This window comes from Flagellimonas profundi, from assembly GCF_017313275.1.
Lineage (GTDB): Bacteria > Bacteroidota > Bacteroidia > Flavobacteriales > Flavobacteriaceae > Flagellimonas > Flagellimonas profundi.
This window is the reverse complement of sequence record NZ_JAFLNM010000001.1, coordinates 229,074-244,402: the sequence shown is the minus strand read 5'-3', so window position 1 is coordinate 244,402 and position 15,329 is coordinate 229,074. Positions and strand designations below refer to the sequence as shown.

Genomic DNA, 15,329 nt, shown 5'->3' with positions numbered 1-15,329 from the left:
GGATGGTTAGTGTCAACTACTTTATTTTGACCCCAACATGGGGAACATTGCTTTTATTTCTTCATCTGTTGGTTGCTTTCCGTACTCACATATTTCAAAATACTCCACGTGTTTTACGTCGGAAACATCCACGTTCGGGTACCATTTTTTAACAGCTTCCAAGGTACTTGCATCTGCAGTCCTGTTCATCCATTTTTCCTTTAACCAAGCCAATCTTTCTTTTTCTCCTTTAGGAATGGTGGATAAGTCCACTCCATTGGTCCAGGGAAGCCACTCGAACATTTGGGAATCGTGCGCCGCCAGTCCCTTTACTTTTGTATCAATGACATCGTCCACGATAACGGCAATATCCTTTTGGAATGGATATGGCTTTTGAAAACGATCGCTCATATACAAGAAAACAGGATTCTTTTTAAGTGGTGGAGTATCCGGAGCAACATTGGGAACGATGTTCATATACGCTGCATCCTGTACCACGGAACCTGCATTTCTATGGTCCGGGTGATAATCATTGGGTCGAAGTCCCAAAACAATATCCGCGTCCCAATCCCGGATTCTACGGATCACTTCCAATCGTACATTCAAGGTTGGGAACAATTCCCCATCATGGTTGTCCAATACTTCATATTCGGATATCCCAAGGGCTTTAGCCGCGTTTTTGGCCTCTTGTCTACGCCTTTTCGCCAAAACACCGCCACCCATGTCATAATGCCCAGCGTCTCCATTGGTCAAAGCCAAAAACTTTACATTGTGGCCCATTTGAGCGAATAAGGCGGCCGTTCCGCCAAACTTGGAATCACAGTCATCAGGATGTGCCCCAATTGCTAAAATATTTAAGACTTTTTTCTGTTGGGCCTGAATTGTTGTAAATGCAAAGCATAAACAAATGGCCATTATTAATTTTTTCATTTTTCTATTTGATATTTAATTCATTAAAATTTTACAATCGAAGCCCTGGTCACCTCTGTAAAAGCAACGGGGTTTTCCTTATGTCCTCATCAAATTAGGTTTGAGCTCTATCGATCCATAGGTATAAGTAGGTAATCCATGGTTTGGGCACGTATCAAACTAACTTAATGAATGAAAACAAAATCATGCTAATTATCTAAATACTGAACTCTCTAGTTCTGTACAAAATTCGGGTTGATGTCCATTTCCCTTTGAGGGATAAAGAAATACTCCTTGGTACTGGTTATAAAGTCTTCCGCTTCTGTAACTTTATCCACTGCACCAAATCGCTTCAGGTCTGGCCATCGATGATTTTCAAAAGCAAGTTCCACCCGTCTTTCATGAAGTAATTTATCTTCAAAAGTTCCAGGTGTGGACGCATCGATATCAGGTAATCCGGCCCTATTTCTAACCTCATTGATCAATTCATAACTTTCAGCTGTTTCTCCCAAAGCCTCTGCCAACATCAGTAAGACATCGGCATAGCGGAATACCACAAAGTTGATGTCGGAATCATTCTCAATGGCCAAATCCGACTGATATTTTCTTATGTGTCTGGCTTCGACCACCTCTCCTTCCGAATCCACATAGGTTGCCCCCATGGAAGGTTCGAATCTTAAATCCCCATCCTCATAGGCTTCCAACATGGAAACGGTTGGACGGTTTCTTCCAAAACCTGATCCGGTCTGCAAATCGGTGCTCGGGGAAAAATCATTGGTAAAGAGACTTCCTTGGCCTATTCCCCCGCTGATATACTGGACCTCAAAAATCGACTCCGCATTATTTTCATTGGCAACGCCCCATAAATCGGCATAACTTGGTAATAATTCATACCCGTAATTGGCGATTATCCTTCTAAGAACTGTTGCTGCAGCAGCATCTTCACCCAGCGTCAACAATACTTTGGCCAATAATGTAGCGGCCGCCCCTTTAGTGGCCTTACCTACTTCACTTCCGGTATACGATACGGGAAGACTTTCCTCCGCCGTGGTCAAGTCGGTAACCAATTGTTGCAGTACGGTGTTTTCATCAACTTGCATAAGTTCATCACCTGAAACATAGGATGTAAGCTGTAAAGGAATATTCCCAAATCCAATGGCCAAATGATAGTACATCAAAGAGCGTATGAACAAAGCCTCACCAGATACTTGATCCTTTAAGGAAGCGTCCATTTCAACCTCCGTGATACGGTCCAAAATCACATTGCAATTAGCTATGACCCTATAGGACTCACTCCAAGCTGAAGTGACCTGCTCATTGAGCGCATCCTCTGTGAAAGCATTGATTTCAGTATACTGTCTTGCCAATCCGGTCGCATCCGGGCCTTGATCGGTATTGTCGCTTCGCATTTCGAACATCGTCCAATACCCCCTTCCGTATACCCCAGTACTTTGGAGTCCCGCATAACTGGCAGTAATGGCTACTTCAAAATCTTCTGGGCCATTGTAAAAATCCGCCTCATTTCTATTGGAAATAGGCGAGAGATCTGTAAAGTCTTCACTACACCCGGTAAACAAAACGGAGCATAGTATGATATATAGAATTCTTTTCATCATGTTTTCAGTTTTTTAGTTTAGAACTTTAGGTTTACCCCCAAGGTGAACGATTTTGTCAATGGAAATGCCCCATAATCCTCCCCTGGTGTTAAACTGTTTGTAGTAATGCTACTAACCTCTGGATTATAACCTAGATAATCAGTGATGGTAAAGAGGTTTGTTCCCGTAACATAGAACCTAAGTCTCTGAATTTTGTTTCCAAAAAACTTATCCGTTGGCAGTGTGTAACCCAAGGTTACATTTCTTAATCGCACATAGGATCCATCCTCAACCTGAAAAGAGGAGGGCCTATTATTGTTGCCATGGTTTCCTGTTTGCCTATCGGCTCTTGGGATATATCCATTTCCTGGCTCTGAAGGAGATCTCCATCGTTCATTGAAAATGGCATAGGAGTTGAAATTGGCCTCCCCATTTTTCATATGTCTTGACGTCAAGTTAAGGATTTCATTGCCTTCCACTCCCTGTATCAAAAAGCTGAAGTCGATGTTCTTGAACGTCAACCTATTGTTGATACCCCAAGTAAAATCAGGGAAATAACTACCTGTAACCGTTCTATCATCAGGAGTTATCTCTCCATCGCCATCGATATCCTTGAACCTGATATCACCAGGAGCGGGATCCGGGGCCTGGGTATCGAAAGGTGCATTGTCGATTTCCTCTTGGGATTGATAGATGCCATCGGTCACATAACCATAATAGCTTCCTATCGGATCGCCAACTCGGGTAACATGCCTTACACCGGCACTACCTGAGGAATATATCGGTTCATTGCTTTCGTTCAAAGAAAGAACTTCGTTTTTGTTTGTGGAGAAATTGATATTTGTATTCCAAGTAAAATCCTCTCCCACAAAGTTTTTAGTGCTCAAGGCCAATTCAAAACCCCTATTCTGTACCTCTCCAAGGTTCCTCAATGTAGTTTCGAATCCAGAAACTGAAGAAATGGCCACATTTAGAAGTAAATCCCTTGTCTTGGTATCGTAGTAATCGGCCAAAAGAAATACCCTGTTATTGAAAAGCCCCAATTCTATACCGGCATCGATCTGTTCAGATTTCTCCCATGTAAGGTTAGGATTAGGAATGGTACTTTGTACAAGACCGTTGATTTGATTTCCTCCAAGGTTATAGTTCTGTGGGGATAAAAGGCCAACGGCACCATAATTCGGAATTTCGAAATTACCGGTTTGACCCCAGCTCACCCGCAATTTAAGCTCGGATATAGTTTCTGAATCAGCCAAAAATTCCTCTTCGTTCAACCGCCATCCCATGGAAAAGGAAGGGAAATATCCTGTTTGGTTATTCTTTCCGAATCTTGAGGATTTATCGGAACGAATGGTTCCAGTAAATAAGTATTTATCCTTGAAGCTATAGTTAACCCTGAACAGTGAAGACAATAAGGACCATTGCTCCTTGACGGAAGTTCCTCCAAATACCTGTCCACCACTAATGGTAGGCACAAGATCGTCAGGGTAATTGTTGGCCAATACTTGTTTAAGGGTCAGGTTATCCTTTTGTGCGGTATACCCCAATACCGCATCAATATAATGATCTCCGAACTCTTTCGTCCAGTTAAGTGTATTTTCCCATAGCCAATTGGTCTCCGTTGATGACGATGCCTGTCCGTACGGGTCACCATTGGCATTATTTCTATACAAAAGTGTATTTGACCTGTAAAAATCTTGGTTGTACAGGTTGATATATACACCTCCAAATGTTTTAAAGCTCAACTCTGGAAGAATATCATAAGTAAGCGCTAGGTTTCCTCTGGTCTGAAATTGAAAAATCTGATCATCTACAGCCTCAATAATGGCCAGTGGATTACTTGCCGTGGTGGTACCACCACCTAAATAGGATTGATTGTTCAATTGGTTGATGGTCCCATCCTCATTATACGGACTTACCGTTGGGGAATGTACCAATCCAGAGTACACGATGCCCGGAGGACGTGCAAAATACGGAGAAGATGCGGGCACCCTTTGATTTTCCGTTACCGTTGGGGCCAACCTAAGATCCAGATTCAATTTTTCGGACAGTTGGGAATTTAAATTCAACAATACGGAATAACGCTCAAACTTCGCCTTTTCAATAACACCTGTTTGCGAGAAATATCCCGTAGAGGCATAAAAGCTGGTTTTATTCCGAACCGGGGAAGCGTATGAAAAATTATAGCTCTGTACTATCCCGGTCTTAAAAAGAATATCTTGCCAATCGGTGTCCGTACCATCCCAGTTCAGAAATGATTCAGGAATTTCATAATTGGTATTACCTCTATCCCCTGGACCAATCGGATCATCGATGGAAGCCCCGTCCACGGATTGCAGATAATTGTTATTTCGGGCATCGATTGTAAAATCGATCAACTCCCTGGCATTCATTAAATCTATTTTGTTTGCAACGGATTGCATGCTCACAAAAGAATCAAAGGAAAAAACACCCTCATCACCGTTGGAGCCTTTTTTAGTGGTTATCAAAAGCACCCCATTACCTCCCCTAGATCCATAAATGGCTGCAGCGCTGGCATCCTTTAAGACTTGGATGGATTCAATATCATTGGGGTTTAAGGTAGCCAATGGATTGATTGTCGGTGGTTGAAATGTTGCTCGTCTATTGGCAACGCCACCCAATTGACTTGAAGAGGTCAGGTTACGTGATATCGGAATCCCGTCCACTACAAACAAAGGATCATTCCCCGCAGAGATCGATCCAGAACCTCTGACCCTAATATTCGGTGCAGCACCCGGTTCCCCGGACACTTCCTGTACCTGTACTCCCGTCACTTGACCGATAAGAGCGCTTTCAGGTGTCAATGCCGGGACTTCGGTTATGGTCTCCGGGGTAATCGAAACCACAGAACCCGTAACCTTTTTCTTTGCCAAGGTACCATACCCAACAACAACGACTTCTTCCAGGGCAGCTGCATCTTGCTGCAAAGTAACGGTCACGGACGACTGTCCTTCAACATTTACCTCCTTGGCTTTGAAACCGATATAGGTAACTCGAATAATCGATACACCCGAAGGCATTGTAATCTCAAAGTTTCCGTCAAAATCAGTAGTTGCTCCGACATTCGTTCCTTTAGCGATTATAGTGGCCCCAGCAAGAGGTACTCCTGCTTCATCCAATACAATTCCAGTCAAATTGGATTGTGGGTTCTCTGCATTGATTTTCTTTTTCGGAACCAAGCTTGGTAAGGTCTTGGGTCTCTTTTTGATCACTATCTGTCTTTCGATAATCTCGAAGTATAGATCCGTATCCCTAAAAATCTCCTTCAAAAAATCTTGAATACAAAGGTTATTTCCATTGATGGAAACTTTTCTGTTGATATCAACCTCGGATGCTTCATAAAAAAACTTATATCCCGTTGTATTGGTTATCGTTTCGAATACATTTCCAAGTTGTACATTTTCAAAGCTTTTATCGACTTTGTCGTATTGGGCGCAGGTCGCGGCATTAACTTGGCCAAGCATAAAAAGCAGGAAAAATGCATATATCATTTTTTTTCCAAGCTGAGGCAACGATGTACCTGGTATTTTGGTTTTTTTCATAATTGAATTAGTCTAGTTAGTAATTGTTTTTTGGTCAATTGGTTTTTTATTTCATAGGCACTATTGTTTACTGTTTTTTTTAATTGTTATCGTATTTCCTTCTATCTCATAACTAAAATTTGTGTGCGCCTGTATGGTTCTAAGGACATTATCAATACTCTCTTCATCGAACATTCCCGTAAACCTTCGTTGCTCCAATTCTTCAAACTGATTCACAATAGCTATATCATATTGACGCTGCAACCTTTTAATGATTTGTCCCATGGATTCATTTTCAAAGGCCAAAATTCCCTTGGTCCATGAGATATATGATGAAACATCCACATCTTCGACAATGAAATTCACATCATCCCCTTGAACATGAGTTGCCTTCTGATAGGGTTTTAACATTTGAAGATCTTTGGAGTTCAATGCATCATTGGATTCCCCAACCCCCACGGAACCTTCCACCAACACAACTTGGCCAGGACCATCTTCCTCATAAGCGGACACATTGAATACAGTTCCAAAAACTTGGGTATACATTGCTTGTGTCTTTACGATAAAAGGTTTTTCCGGATTTTTGGTGATTTCGAAAAAGGCCTCCCCATTTAGTACCACCTCCCGGGTATCCATAAAAGCAAAGCTCGAAGGATAGGTCATGCTTGAGCCAGAGTTCAGCATTACCACCGAACCATCCTGCAGTGTAACGGAAAGCGTTTTACCAAAAGGTACACTAATGGTATTCCTCCTCACTTTTCCTTTTTCAGCTTGGGCATCTTCTTGGGTAAGAACACCTTCTTTAAGGGAAACGATCGTATTTCCGTTTCTGGACCGAAAAGTGGCATCGGATTCTGGATCAATGGTCAGTATCTCACCATTTTCCAATTGAAGGGTGATATGCTTTGGGTTCACCTTTACCGAAATGTCCCCAAAAGGATTTTGGTTCAGTGAAAAATATAATGATGAACCGATGACCACCATAATGATAGCGGCATATTTCCAAACCTGTTCTATATTGTACAGCGGCCTTACTTTTACAGCCTCCTTTTCCTTGATGGTATACAAGAAACTTTCAAAAGCCTCTTCGGTTTTCCACGATTTATCTTCATAATTGACCAAAAAATCAGCTTGAACCAACTTTTTGAACACTTCCTTGTTGTCCTCTTTTTTTACCCATTCGTATAAAATGCCCAATTCTTCTTGTGAAGCTTCTTGGTTGATATACCTGGTAATTATTCTTCTGATATCAATTTTGGTCATTTGAAAAATATTGTCACTTTTTAAAAGAGACGGAGGATTTTCAAAAAACCCTTACAAAGAATTATTTTTTTAACATTTAAATTGATAGAAACGTTTTTTAAACAACGTTTTATTGAATTGGTCAATAATTGGGAACAGGTATCGTTTGTTACCGAAAAGTATTATAGAAAAGATGTTAATTGGGCTCTAAGGCGCTTCATGGCTTTAGCCATATGTACCTCTACGGTTTTAATTGAAATGTGAAGTTGTTCCGATATCTCCTTGTATTTAAGTCCTTCCTTTTTATTCATGATAAAGACCTTTTTGCATTTTTCCGGGAGATTATCAATTTCCTTCTCCACTTTTCTGAGTCGCTCTTCAAATAGGGAAGTATCGGCTTCTGCAATGTCCAGGTAAGCTTCCTGTTTAAGGTTTTCAAGCAATTGGAACTCCTTCTTCCTTTTTCTTTGGGAATCAATGAATAAGTTATAGGCAACTTTGAACAAATACCTTTTTAACTTGTTCTTCGATACGAACAGTTTTCTTCTATTGTCCCATATCTTGATAAAGGTTTGTTGGGCAATATCTTCAGCAACCCGTGGATTTCCGGAAATTGCGGTCATATAATTACAAAGTTCCCTATGGTACAACTTAAATAGATGACCATAAGCATCCTTGGAGCCTTTTTTCAACTGCTCAATGAGGTAAGTTTCATTATCAAAGCTTTTCTGGTCCATTTTCGCCCTTCTTTTAAGTATGTGGCCATCAACATTAGGTTTACTCTGTCAATAAGCCAAATATCTTCATTCTTAAACTTACAACAGTTCCGATGATATACCGCGGAACAGTTTTCGTCCTAAACGAAAAAGTGCCAATTTGTAAGAAATAATCTTAAAACCAATTACTTCTATAAAGGAAAGTCGTTTTATTCCCTTGATGGAATAAAAAACCAATTGAAATAATACCAAAAAACGTTAACAAATTATAAAAAAATATTTAAACCTTATGTCTTTCCAAATAAATTTTCATTCCATCTGTTTTTTTCCACCTTACATTTCTTTGGGATTTGATTGTTGAAGTGCAATACAATTTAGCCATAGCCTTCAAACATTCGAACAGTTGCATTTAGGGCATGTGTATTTTATTGAAACCTTGCATTATATTAGGTGAATCAAAGGAAAACCTCTTTCCCAAGCTTGGATTCAGTAAAAGATACCTTTTGACAAACAGAGCGTACTGCATCCCCTAGATCTTAAACTTTAGATACCTTCTTTTCCATTTTTTCATTCCCATGCCTAATATGGTAACTTGGGTCATCATTATCTCAGTTGATCTCTGGTTCAATGAACTAATCTATAATTCCATCACATTCAATTTTCCAATCGGGCTGCTACAAATGACTTAATTACAGATGCAAAAAATATCATGAAAAATTCAAAAGGTCCGGGGATTATAAAAACCATTTCCGGCCCAATCTTGAAGTTACAGTCTTTTATCCCTGCTCCCTTTATGGAATGCTATCAAATTGAACAATTCCCTCATACGTGAACGCACCCTGTTCCCGTAGCGTTCCTCCAATTCCTGGGCATTTAAATTGGTAGTGGCATGTGTTTTCCTTTTAGAATCCATAAAGAGCTCGTAACGCGACAACAGCACCTCCCCCATCACATTGCACTCCTGTCCGAAATGCACCCCATCGGGTTCTACGCCAAGATCATCAAAACAATAGAACTGGGCATCCCCATAATCGTGAATGACCTTGTACCCCAAATGATTAAATCCGAACACAATATTTCTGCACGGGATGACAGCATAGGGTCTTTGGTGCGGGACCATACATTTCAGCAATTTCATCAAACTTGTCTTTCCACAACCTACGGGACCCGAAAGCAAAATCCCTTTTTCCGTATCGATGCCCAGCTGTTCACAGCGCTTCCTGTCCCTGATTGTGTATAGGCACAATCGGTAAATGATGTCCCGGTCCTCATGGTAGATCTTGAACTTTTTCCCAAACAACAATTTTCCCTTGGCCTCAAGATATACCAACATCTTCTCGAAATCATAATGGATTTCACGCCCCTTAAGCGATCCCAGTTCATATTGGACCGTACCCTCCGTAATGATATGTGGGGCTCGATAGTTCAAAGTGGTTGATCGTAATCCTTGTCCTTGGTTGTTCGAAGGTTGTCCCCATTTGGAACAGTGCCATACCGTTTTTCCTTTTTTTCAAAGGCCTCACAACTTGATTTTTTAAAATTTTCCGGTTTTAAAGGGTTTGTATTGTTTTTCCCGGTTTGTATATGTTTTATTATAGGTACCAGTGCTTGTCCAGTGCTTGTCCCGATTTTGGTATGGCTTGGGTACGGTACTTGTCCACTGCTTGTCCCAAAATCGAACAACTTGATCCGGCTCCCTTTGAACGGATTGTGTGAGGGCTCATATCGGATATAGCCCCAATGGCTGAGCTCTTTGATACAACGGTGATAAGTGGACTTGGAGCCTATTTTGGCATATCCCATCACTTCTGCCCTATTGATATAAAAGCTATCCTTGAAAAAACTGTTGTTCCATAATTGGAAAAGGGCCACATAGAGACTGATATGGGTAGGGTTCAATCGGCCGTCCTTGACAAACTGTCCAAAGACCCCGTTCAGGTGTTTGATATAATTGATATCGCCCAAAACTTACAGATGGTTATGGACCTTGTTCCTTTCAAGGATTTCCATGATCTCCCCATGATCATAGTACAATACTCCCCCTATCCGTGTAAAGGGCAAAGTACCGTTGACCCTAAGGTTTTGAAGTGTTCCCGGGGATATGCCCAAGAGCTCACGTACCTCGTTGGATTTCATCCATCTCTTGTTCAATTGTCCGTTTTGGTTCTCCAATAGTTCCTTGATATCTTCCAGTAGTTCCATTTTGAACTCCATAAGGTCTTCCGTGGTGATGATGGTTGCTCCCATATGATTTGAATTTAAAAGAAAGGACCACCGCATCAAGTTCATTTAATTTGGTGGTCCCTCCACTGATTTGACTTTCACCTACAAATCTCAAAAAGCATATTGGATAAACGTCTAGAGTTGGGTCCCACCTAGGGAAAGATTTTTCAACATAAGTTTTAAGGTCGATTGTACTGATATGAAGTGTTGGGGACTCATAAAATCCATGAAAAGACAAGTGAACGACGGTACAGGATCCCTTCCCTACAAAATCCCCAAGTCGGTACCGACTTGGGGAAACCAAAAACTCACTCATCCAGGGCATCCATGCGCTGGTTGAGCAGTTCGATCAACTTGTCGAGAAAACGGGTCTTACTAGTCTTCCGTGAACGTATCTCAATGAAGGTATGGTAATAATTGCCCAGATCAATATTGTAAAAATGTTCAAAATGGGAGGCCAATTCCTTGATATCGACCGTTCCGCTATTAATGGAACTGCTGGCATGCAGCCCATAGAGCAGTTCGATCAGGTCGGTCTTGCTACCGGTCCAGAATAATTTTGAAGGTTTTTCCATAGGTGCGTTCTTTTGGGGTTCCAAACTGTGTTGTAGATCGTCCACTTCCTTTCTCAAATAGACGATGAGCATGTCATAGGCCATGATGGTCGCTACCGTTCCATCCTGACAGGTCGAGAACTGATCATCGATCAAAAAATGGAAGGATTCCAGGGGCAAACGGAGGTCCCTGTTCCCTCGTACAAAATATTGCTCGTCCAGGGACATGGCTCCACGACGGTAGTAGTTGTAAAACTCGAGGTTATCGTTAAAGAAGGTCTGGAACTTATTGATCTGGTGCTGTAGGTATTTGATCTGCGCCGTATCGTTGCCTCGGGGCCTCTTGCTTTCAATATTGAACAATTTGACGTAATAAATGAGCTTACTGAATATTTGGGGCTTGACGTGCTTGAAAAAATAAATCTCATCGGCCTGGCTGGCAAAGGGCTTTCCCGTAATCTGTTTTTGAAGTTTCCGGATACACTTTTCGACCAGAACGATACCCTTTTCCGCCTTGAAAAGGATATCCCCATTTCCGCTTTCCAAGGCATCCAGTTGTCCCTCAAATTCCGATAACAGCTTTTGGTATTTCATGGCATCCATCCATTAATCCTGGCCTTCCATGACCCCGAGCAACTCCAGGATATAATTATCCGTAATCTGGAGGTAGGCATATTTTTCATGCACTAGGGCCCCCAGTTTTTTCTTTTCAAAGGAAGCGGTCATGCCAAAATCTATCTTACGCATTCCAAGGGAAATGGCACGCTCAATGGTACGATATAAAAGTTGACGGTATGGAGCAAACACTTCCAGTACCTTATAATCCATGCCCACGAATGCAGGCACATAGACCTTATCCGTATTGGTATAGCAAAACATGACGCCCATAACGCTTTTAGGTTCGCCCAAGGGTGAGAGTACAATGAATTCCCATAGCGGACTACGGTTCATATGTTCGAACAGGGAATCTGGAAACGAAAAGGTGTTAAGTCCCAAATTCCTGGACCGTACTGCCTCAAAACGTTTTTTAAACTGCGACAACAATTTCCCATCCACTTGGGAAACAACCCTGTGTTCGGTCAACTCCAAAAAGGGTTGGATATCCTTGCGCAAATGACGCCGGTTCCTGGATGACAGCTGCCCTATGAAATCATCCATCGAGGGCACATTGGTCAGATCTAGGGTACAGGAACCCGGCATGCGCAAGCGCAAGAACCCCTGTCCATACAGTGTTGTGTGCCATGCGGCATCCTTGGGGAAATCCCGCAGAACGGTCATCTTGGCCCCGAGGTCATGTTCCAGGAATTCCAGCTGTTCCAAAAAACAATCCAAGGCCTGCTGCGACAGTGTATGGTCCTTATCCCAATATAGGTGATCACCTTCCGTAAACAGACAGCCCATCGAAAGCACTGAGGAGGACATATAATAGGGATGGAGCCCTCGTTCTTCCTCGAGCCTGGCCGAGACCTCGGGAGTGGCCAACATATCGTCCTTCCAAAGAGCAAGGGTCAGAAAGGTCATCAATACGGGAGCTCCGTCCGCATCGCGAATGGTGACATATCGAAACTTCCAATGGTTTTCTTTTTTGTCTTGGTGCTGAAATACGCTTTCAAGAAATCGGAGCCCCTGCCAATCATATACCCCTTGGCCTCCCAAATAATGGTCCCATTCCCCTCGGTCCACCTCATTGATGGATTCCACGATAGCTATTAGGAGCCCTTGGGACCGCAGTGGCCTTTCCTTCACCGGGGCTTGAAGCTTAAAAGCATGGAAGACCCGTTCCATATGGGTCCCTGTCTCCTCCAGGGCCTTGGGAAAATGATGGGCCATGGCCTCGACCAGACCTTTAATCTCCTCGAATTCATTATGCCTGGAAACGGTGATTCGCACCCCCGTGTTTTTCACCGGCACCGCTGGAAAGATACCCAAGTTGACATAGTAGCCCTCCCGCATCAAACGGTTCACAAAATTGTACCCGGTCTTGGGCATGCCCGTACCGATATAGAATACCGGGGATTCATTACGGTCGATCAATGGGAGTTGGGTATCGGAAAGGCATTCATTGAAATACGCTATCCGTTTTTTCAGGTCCGCTTGCAGTACATATATTTCCGGTGACAAATGAATCTTGGCAGAAGCAAGGGCAGCTGCTACAGAGGCCGGTTCCAATTGTGCCGAAAAGGTAAGCGGGCCGCCGAAGGTCTTTATCTTGTCATAGAGATTGGAGTCGGAACAGGCCAGTACCGCACCACTGGCACCAAAGGTCTTGCTCAAGGTCCCGAACAACAGTATATTTTCGGTCAGTTCCCCCAGTTGATCCAGTACATAGCCCGTTCCGTTCCTGCCTGTCCAGCTCATCCCGTGCACATCGTCAAAATACAATCGTAATTGTGGATATTGCTTGGCAAGGGTCATCAGTTCCTGTACTGGGGCATAATCCCCGTACATGGAATAAATACCATCGGCCATATACCAGATAAAGCGTTTCGATTCGCGATATTTCTTGATCTTTTCTTCCAACATGTCCAACTGGTTGTGTCGGATCATCTCTATGGGAACACTCCGTGTCTTGAGCATTTTTGACGCATTCTGGACACTCCAGTGCACCTGATGGTCCAGCACGATCACATCATCATCGTTGACCGCACTTGGGATCATGCCCATATGTCCAAGCGTGCTGTTCTTTGTGATCACGATCGAATGTCCGTACATCTTCTCGATCTTATGCTCCAGTTCCTCGTACAATGGATTTGAAAGATAGGATTTGGAAAGTGGGAACTGGGTACCATATTTCTCAATGGCATCCATGGCGGCCCGCTTCAGTCTAGGGTCCTGTTCCAATCCCAGATAGCCCGTGGTCCCAAAATGGAACAATTCCCTTTCATTTACAATAATGGTCCTTCCCGAAAAGGAATCCCCATCGGCATATAAGTGAAGGACACCGGCATTTTTGGCATCCGTGAACACCTCGTGTACGGTGTTCAGAAAGTTATGGTGTTTGATCTTTGCCATATGGTTTGATTTGAATTGTCATAAAATGTAATGGCATTTGTAGGAATTTCAATTATACACTAATTAAACACTCCGTTTCAGATAAGTAATAGTCCTTTTGGGATAATTAAAAGCCTTTATTGACTGGGTATCAAGGTGATTCCACAAAACAGATACCAATATTTTTGTAAATTCATTACCATTACCAGTTTTTGCATTATGAATACATCCCATGAAAACAAATACGCCGTGTATTTGTTGACCGACGATCTTTTACACATCATCTATAAAAAAGGACCTATCATTGATCTTGAAGCGGCCCAGGTCATTGTAAGGGACCGAATGATGATCCAAGAAGGCAGGTCCATGCCCGTGCTCTGCGATATCCAGCAGGTACGTATGGTCAACAAGCCGGCCAGGGACTATTTAGCGGTGGAGGGCTCACTCTTGGTCACGGCACTGGCCTTTTTGATCGACCCTCCCGTCACGGATGTCATCAGTTCCTTTTATCTCGGGACCCATCTCCTCCCCTTCCCCACGGCCTCCTTTACGAATAAAGACCAGGCCATGGCTTTTCTCACGGAACAAACAAAACAACAATAACCCTTAACTAGAAGAAGATGCCCAACCAAGATGATTTCAGTATGAAAAGAATCCAACAGATGTTGTTGGAAATGGCTCGAGGTAATTTTTTCTATAGTTTGGATCCAGGTGCCAAGAATGATAACATGGCCTCCCTAATCGTCATGCTCAATATGGTGAACGAGGAAATCCGGGCCTCCTTTGTGCACCAAGGATTTGCCACGGCCCAGGACAGCCCGAGATACCTCATACAAATGTCCCTGCTTCTCGATGCCAATGGAACCATTGAGATGGCCAACAACAAAAGCTGTTCCTTGTTGTCCCAACTCCCCAAGGACCTTATCGGGCAAAATGTTTCGGAGATCATGACGGCCAACACCCAAAAATCATGGCACAACAAACTCCCCAAACTCCTAAAAAAGGATTTTACGGATACCATCATGCCCCTGGAATTCATCACTCCGGAAGGTCTTATCATCTCCAAGGATTTCCATGTCTCCACATTTCGATCATTGGATGGGAACGACCAAAAGATCCTAATGGACACGGTATTGTTTTCCAAAGGTGAACCCATTGGAAAAGGCTTATGGAAGCATGCGCTCAAAATCAGTAAAGGTGCCAAATCCCCAAAAGTTAGACTCAGTCAAAAAGACATTCGGATGATTCGGGAAGTCCATGATATGATCCTTAACAACCTCGACCGGGACCTCCCAAAACTCAAGGACCTGGCACTCCAGATGGGCACCAATGAGTTTAAATTGAAATATGGCTTCAAACAGCTTTACGGAACCACCATTTTTAAGTTTCTGACCCAAGAACGACTCCGGAAGGCCAAGACCCTCACCCTGCACACCAGTCTTTCCCTAAAGACAATCGCCCATATGACCGGGTTCAAGAGCATCCCCCATTTCTCCAGGGCCTTCAAGGAAAAATACGGAAGGCCTCCCAGTAGCCTGCGCAAATAACCCCCCCCATAAAAACCCATTAAATCCCTAT

At 42.9% G+C, this 15,329-nt stretch carries 12 protein-coding genes; 2 read left to right on the top strand and 10 right to left on the bottom strand.

Annotation, left to right across the window (positions count from 1 at the left end; all coding sequences use genetic code 11):
• Positions 1–21 precede the first annotated feature (21 nt).
• The 10 genes from J0654_RS01155 to J0654_RS01110 form a co-directional block, all read right to left on the bottom strand.
• The gene (locus J0654_RS01155; protein WP_207025886.1) at positions 22–909 is read right to left on the bottom strand and encodes a PIG-L deacetylase family protein; all 888 of its coding nucleotides are present in this window, start codon (positions 907–909) and stop codon (positions 22–24) included.
• 212 nt (positions 910–1,121) lie between these two features.
• Positions 1,122–2,504 (bottom strand): RagB/SusD family nutrient uptake outer membrane protein, encoded by a 1,383-nt coding sequence (locus tag J0654_RS01150; protein WP_237685847.1) that lies wholly within the window; start codon positions 2,502–2,504, stop codon positions 1,122–1,124.
• 17 nt (positions 2,505–2,521) lie between these two features.
• Positions 2,522–6,046 (bottom strand): TonB-dependent receptor, encoded by a 3,525-nt coding sequence (locus J0654_RS01145; RefSeq protein ID WP_207025885.1) that lies wholly within the window; start codon positions 6,044–6,046, stop codon positions 2,522–2,524.
• Positions 6,047–6,106: 60 nt separating this feature from the next.
• The gene (locus J0654_RS01140) at positions 6,107–7,288 is read right to left on the bottom strand and encodes a FecR family protein (protein ID WP_207025884.1); all 1,182 of its coding nucleotides are present in this window, start codon (positions 7,286–7,288) and stop codon (positions 6,107–6,109) included.
• Positions 7,289–7,449: 161 nt separating this feature from the next.
• Positions 7,450–8,004, bottom strand: a complete 555-nt coding sequence (locus J0654_RS01135; RefSeq protein ID WP_207025883.1) for an RNA polymerase sigma factor — start codon at positions 8,002–8,004, stop codon at positions 7,450–7,452.
• Between the two features lie 745 nt (positions 8,005–8,749).
• Entirely contained in the window at positions 8,750–9,412 is a 663-nt protein-coding gene (locus J0654_RS01130; protein WP_207025882.1) for a P-loop NTPase family protein, read from the bottom strand.
• Positions 9,409–9,948 carry a hypothetical protein gene (locus J0654_RS01125; RefSeq protein ID WP_207025881.1) on the bottom strand — a complete coding sequence of 180 codons (540 nt, stop codon included), beginning with the start codon at positions 9,946–9,948 and terminating at the stop codon, positions 9,409–9,411. Before J0654_RS01125 ends, J0654_RS01130 begins: the two co-directional genes overlap by 4 nt.
• Positions 9,949–9,951: 3 nt before the next feature.
• Positions 9,952–10,230, bottom strand: a complete 279-nt coding sequence (locus J0654_RS01120) for a helix-turn-helix domain-containing protein (RefSeq protein WP_207025880.1) — start codon at positions 10,228–10,230, stop codon at positions 9,952–9,954.
• Between the two features lie 284 nt (positions 10,231–10,514).
• The gene (locus tag J0654_RS01115; protein ID WP_207025879.1) at positions 10,515–11,354 is read right to left on the bottom strand and encodes an RteC domain-containing protein; all 840 of its coding nucleotides are present in this window, start codon (positions 11,352–11,354) and stop codon (positions 10,515–10,517) included.
• A gap of 12 nt (positions 11,355–11,366) precedes the next feature.
• The gene (locus tag J0654_RS01110) at positions 11,367–13,772 is read right to left on the bottom strand and encodes an aminotransferase class I/II-fold pyridoxal phosphate-dependent enzyme (protein WP_207025878.1); all 2,406 of its coding nucleotides are present in this window, start codon (positions 13,770–13,772) and stop codon (positions 11,367–11,369) included.
• A 198-nt stretch (positions 13,773–13,970) separates the two neighbouring features.
• Between J0654_RS01110 and J0654_RS01105 the strand changes: the two genes are divergently transcribed.
• Both J0654_RS01105 and J0654_RS01100 read left to right on the top strand, forming a co-directional pair.
• Complete coding sequence (locus tag J0654_RS01105; protein ID WP_207025877.1) at positions 13,971–14,354, top strand: DUF7793 family protein; 384 nt, start codon at positions 13,971–13,973, stop codon at positions 14,352–14,354.
• 41 nt (positions 14,355–14,395) lie between these two features.
• Positions 14,396–15,298, top strand: a complete 903-nt coding sequence (locus J0654_RS01100) for a helix-turn-helix domain-containing protein (RefSeq protein ID WP_207025876.1) — start codon at positions 14,396–14,398, stop codon at positions 15,296–15,298.
• The last annotated feature ends 31 nt before the right edge of the window (positions 15,299–15,329 follow it).

Coding starts and splice junctions, on each gene's coding strand:
- J0654_RS01135 (WP_207025883.1), bottom strand. CDS start 8,004: ATGGACCAGAAAAGCTTTGATAATGAAACTTACCTCATTGAGCAGTTG.
- J0654_RS01140 (WP_207025884.1), bottom strand. CDS start 7,288: ATGACCAAAATTGATATCAGAAGAATAATTACCAGGTATATCAACCAA.
- J0654_RS01110 (WP_207025878.1), bottom strand. CDS start 13,772: ATGGCAAAGATCAAACACCATAACTTTCTGAACACCGTACACGAGGTG.
- J0654_RS01115 (WP_207025879.1), bottom strand. CDS start 11,354: ATGAAATACCAAAAGCTGTTATCGGAATTTGAGGGACAACTGGATGCC.
- J0654_RS01150 (WP_237685847.1), bottom strand. CDS start 2,504: ATGATGAAAAGAATTCTATATATCATACTATGCTCCGTTTTGTTTACC.
- J0654_RS01100 (WP_207025876.1), top strand. CDS start 14,396: ATGAAAAGAATCCAACAGATGTTGTTGGAAATGGCTCGAGGTAATTTT.
- J0654_RS01155 (WP_207025886.1), bottom strand. CDS start 909: ATGAAAAAATTAATAATGGCCATTTGTTTATGCTTTGCATTTACAACA.
- J0654_RS01105 (WP_207025877.1), top strand. CDS start 13,971: ATGAATACATCCCATGAAAACAAATACGCCGTGTATTTGTTGACCGAC.
- J0654_RS01145 (WP_207025885.1), bottom strand. CDS start 6,046: ATGAAAAAAACCAAAATACCAGGTACATCGTTGCCTCAGCTTGGAAAA.
- J0654_RS01120 (WP_207025880.1), bottom strand. CDS start 10,230: ATGGGAGCAACCATCATCACCACGGAAGACCTTATGGAGTTCAAAATG.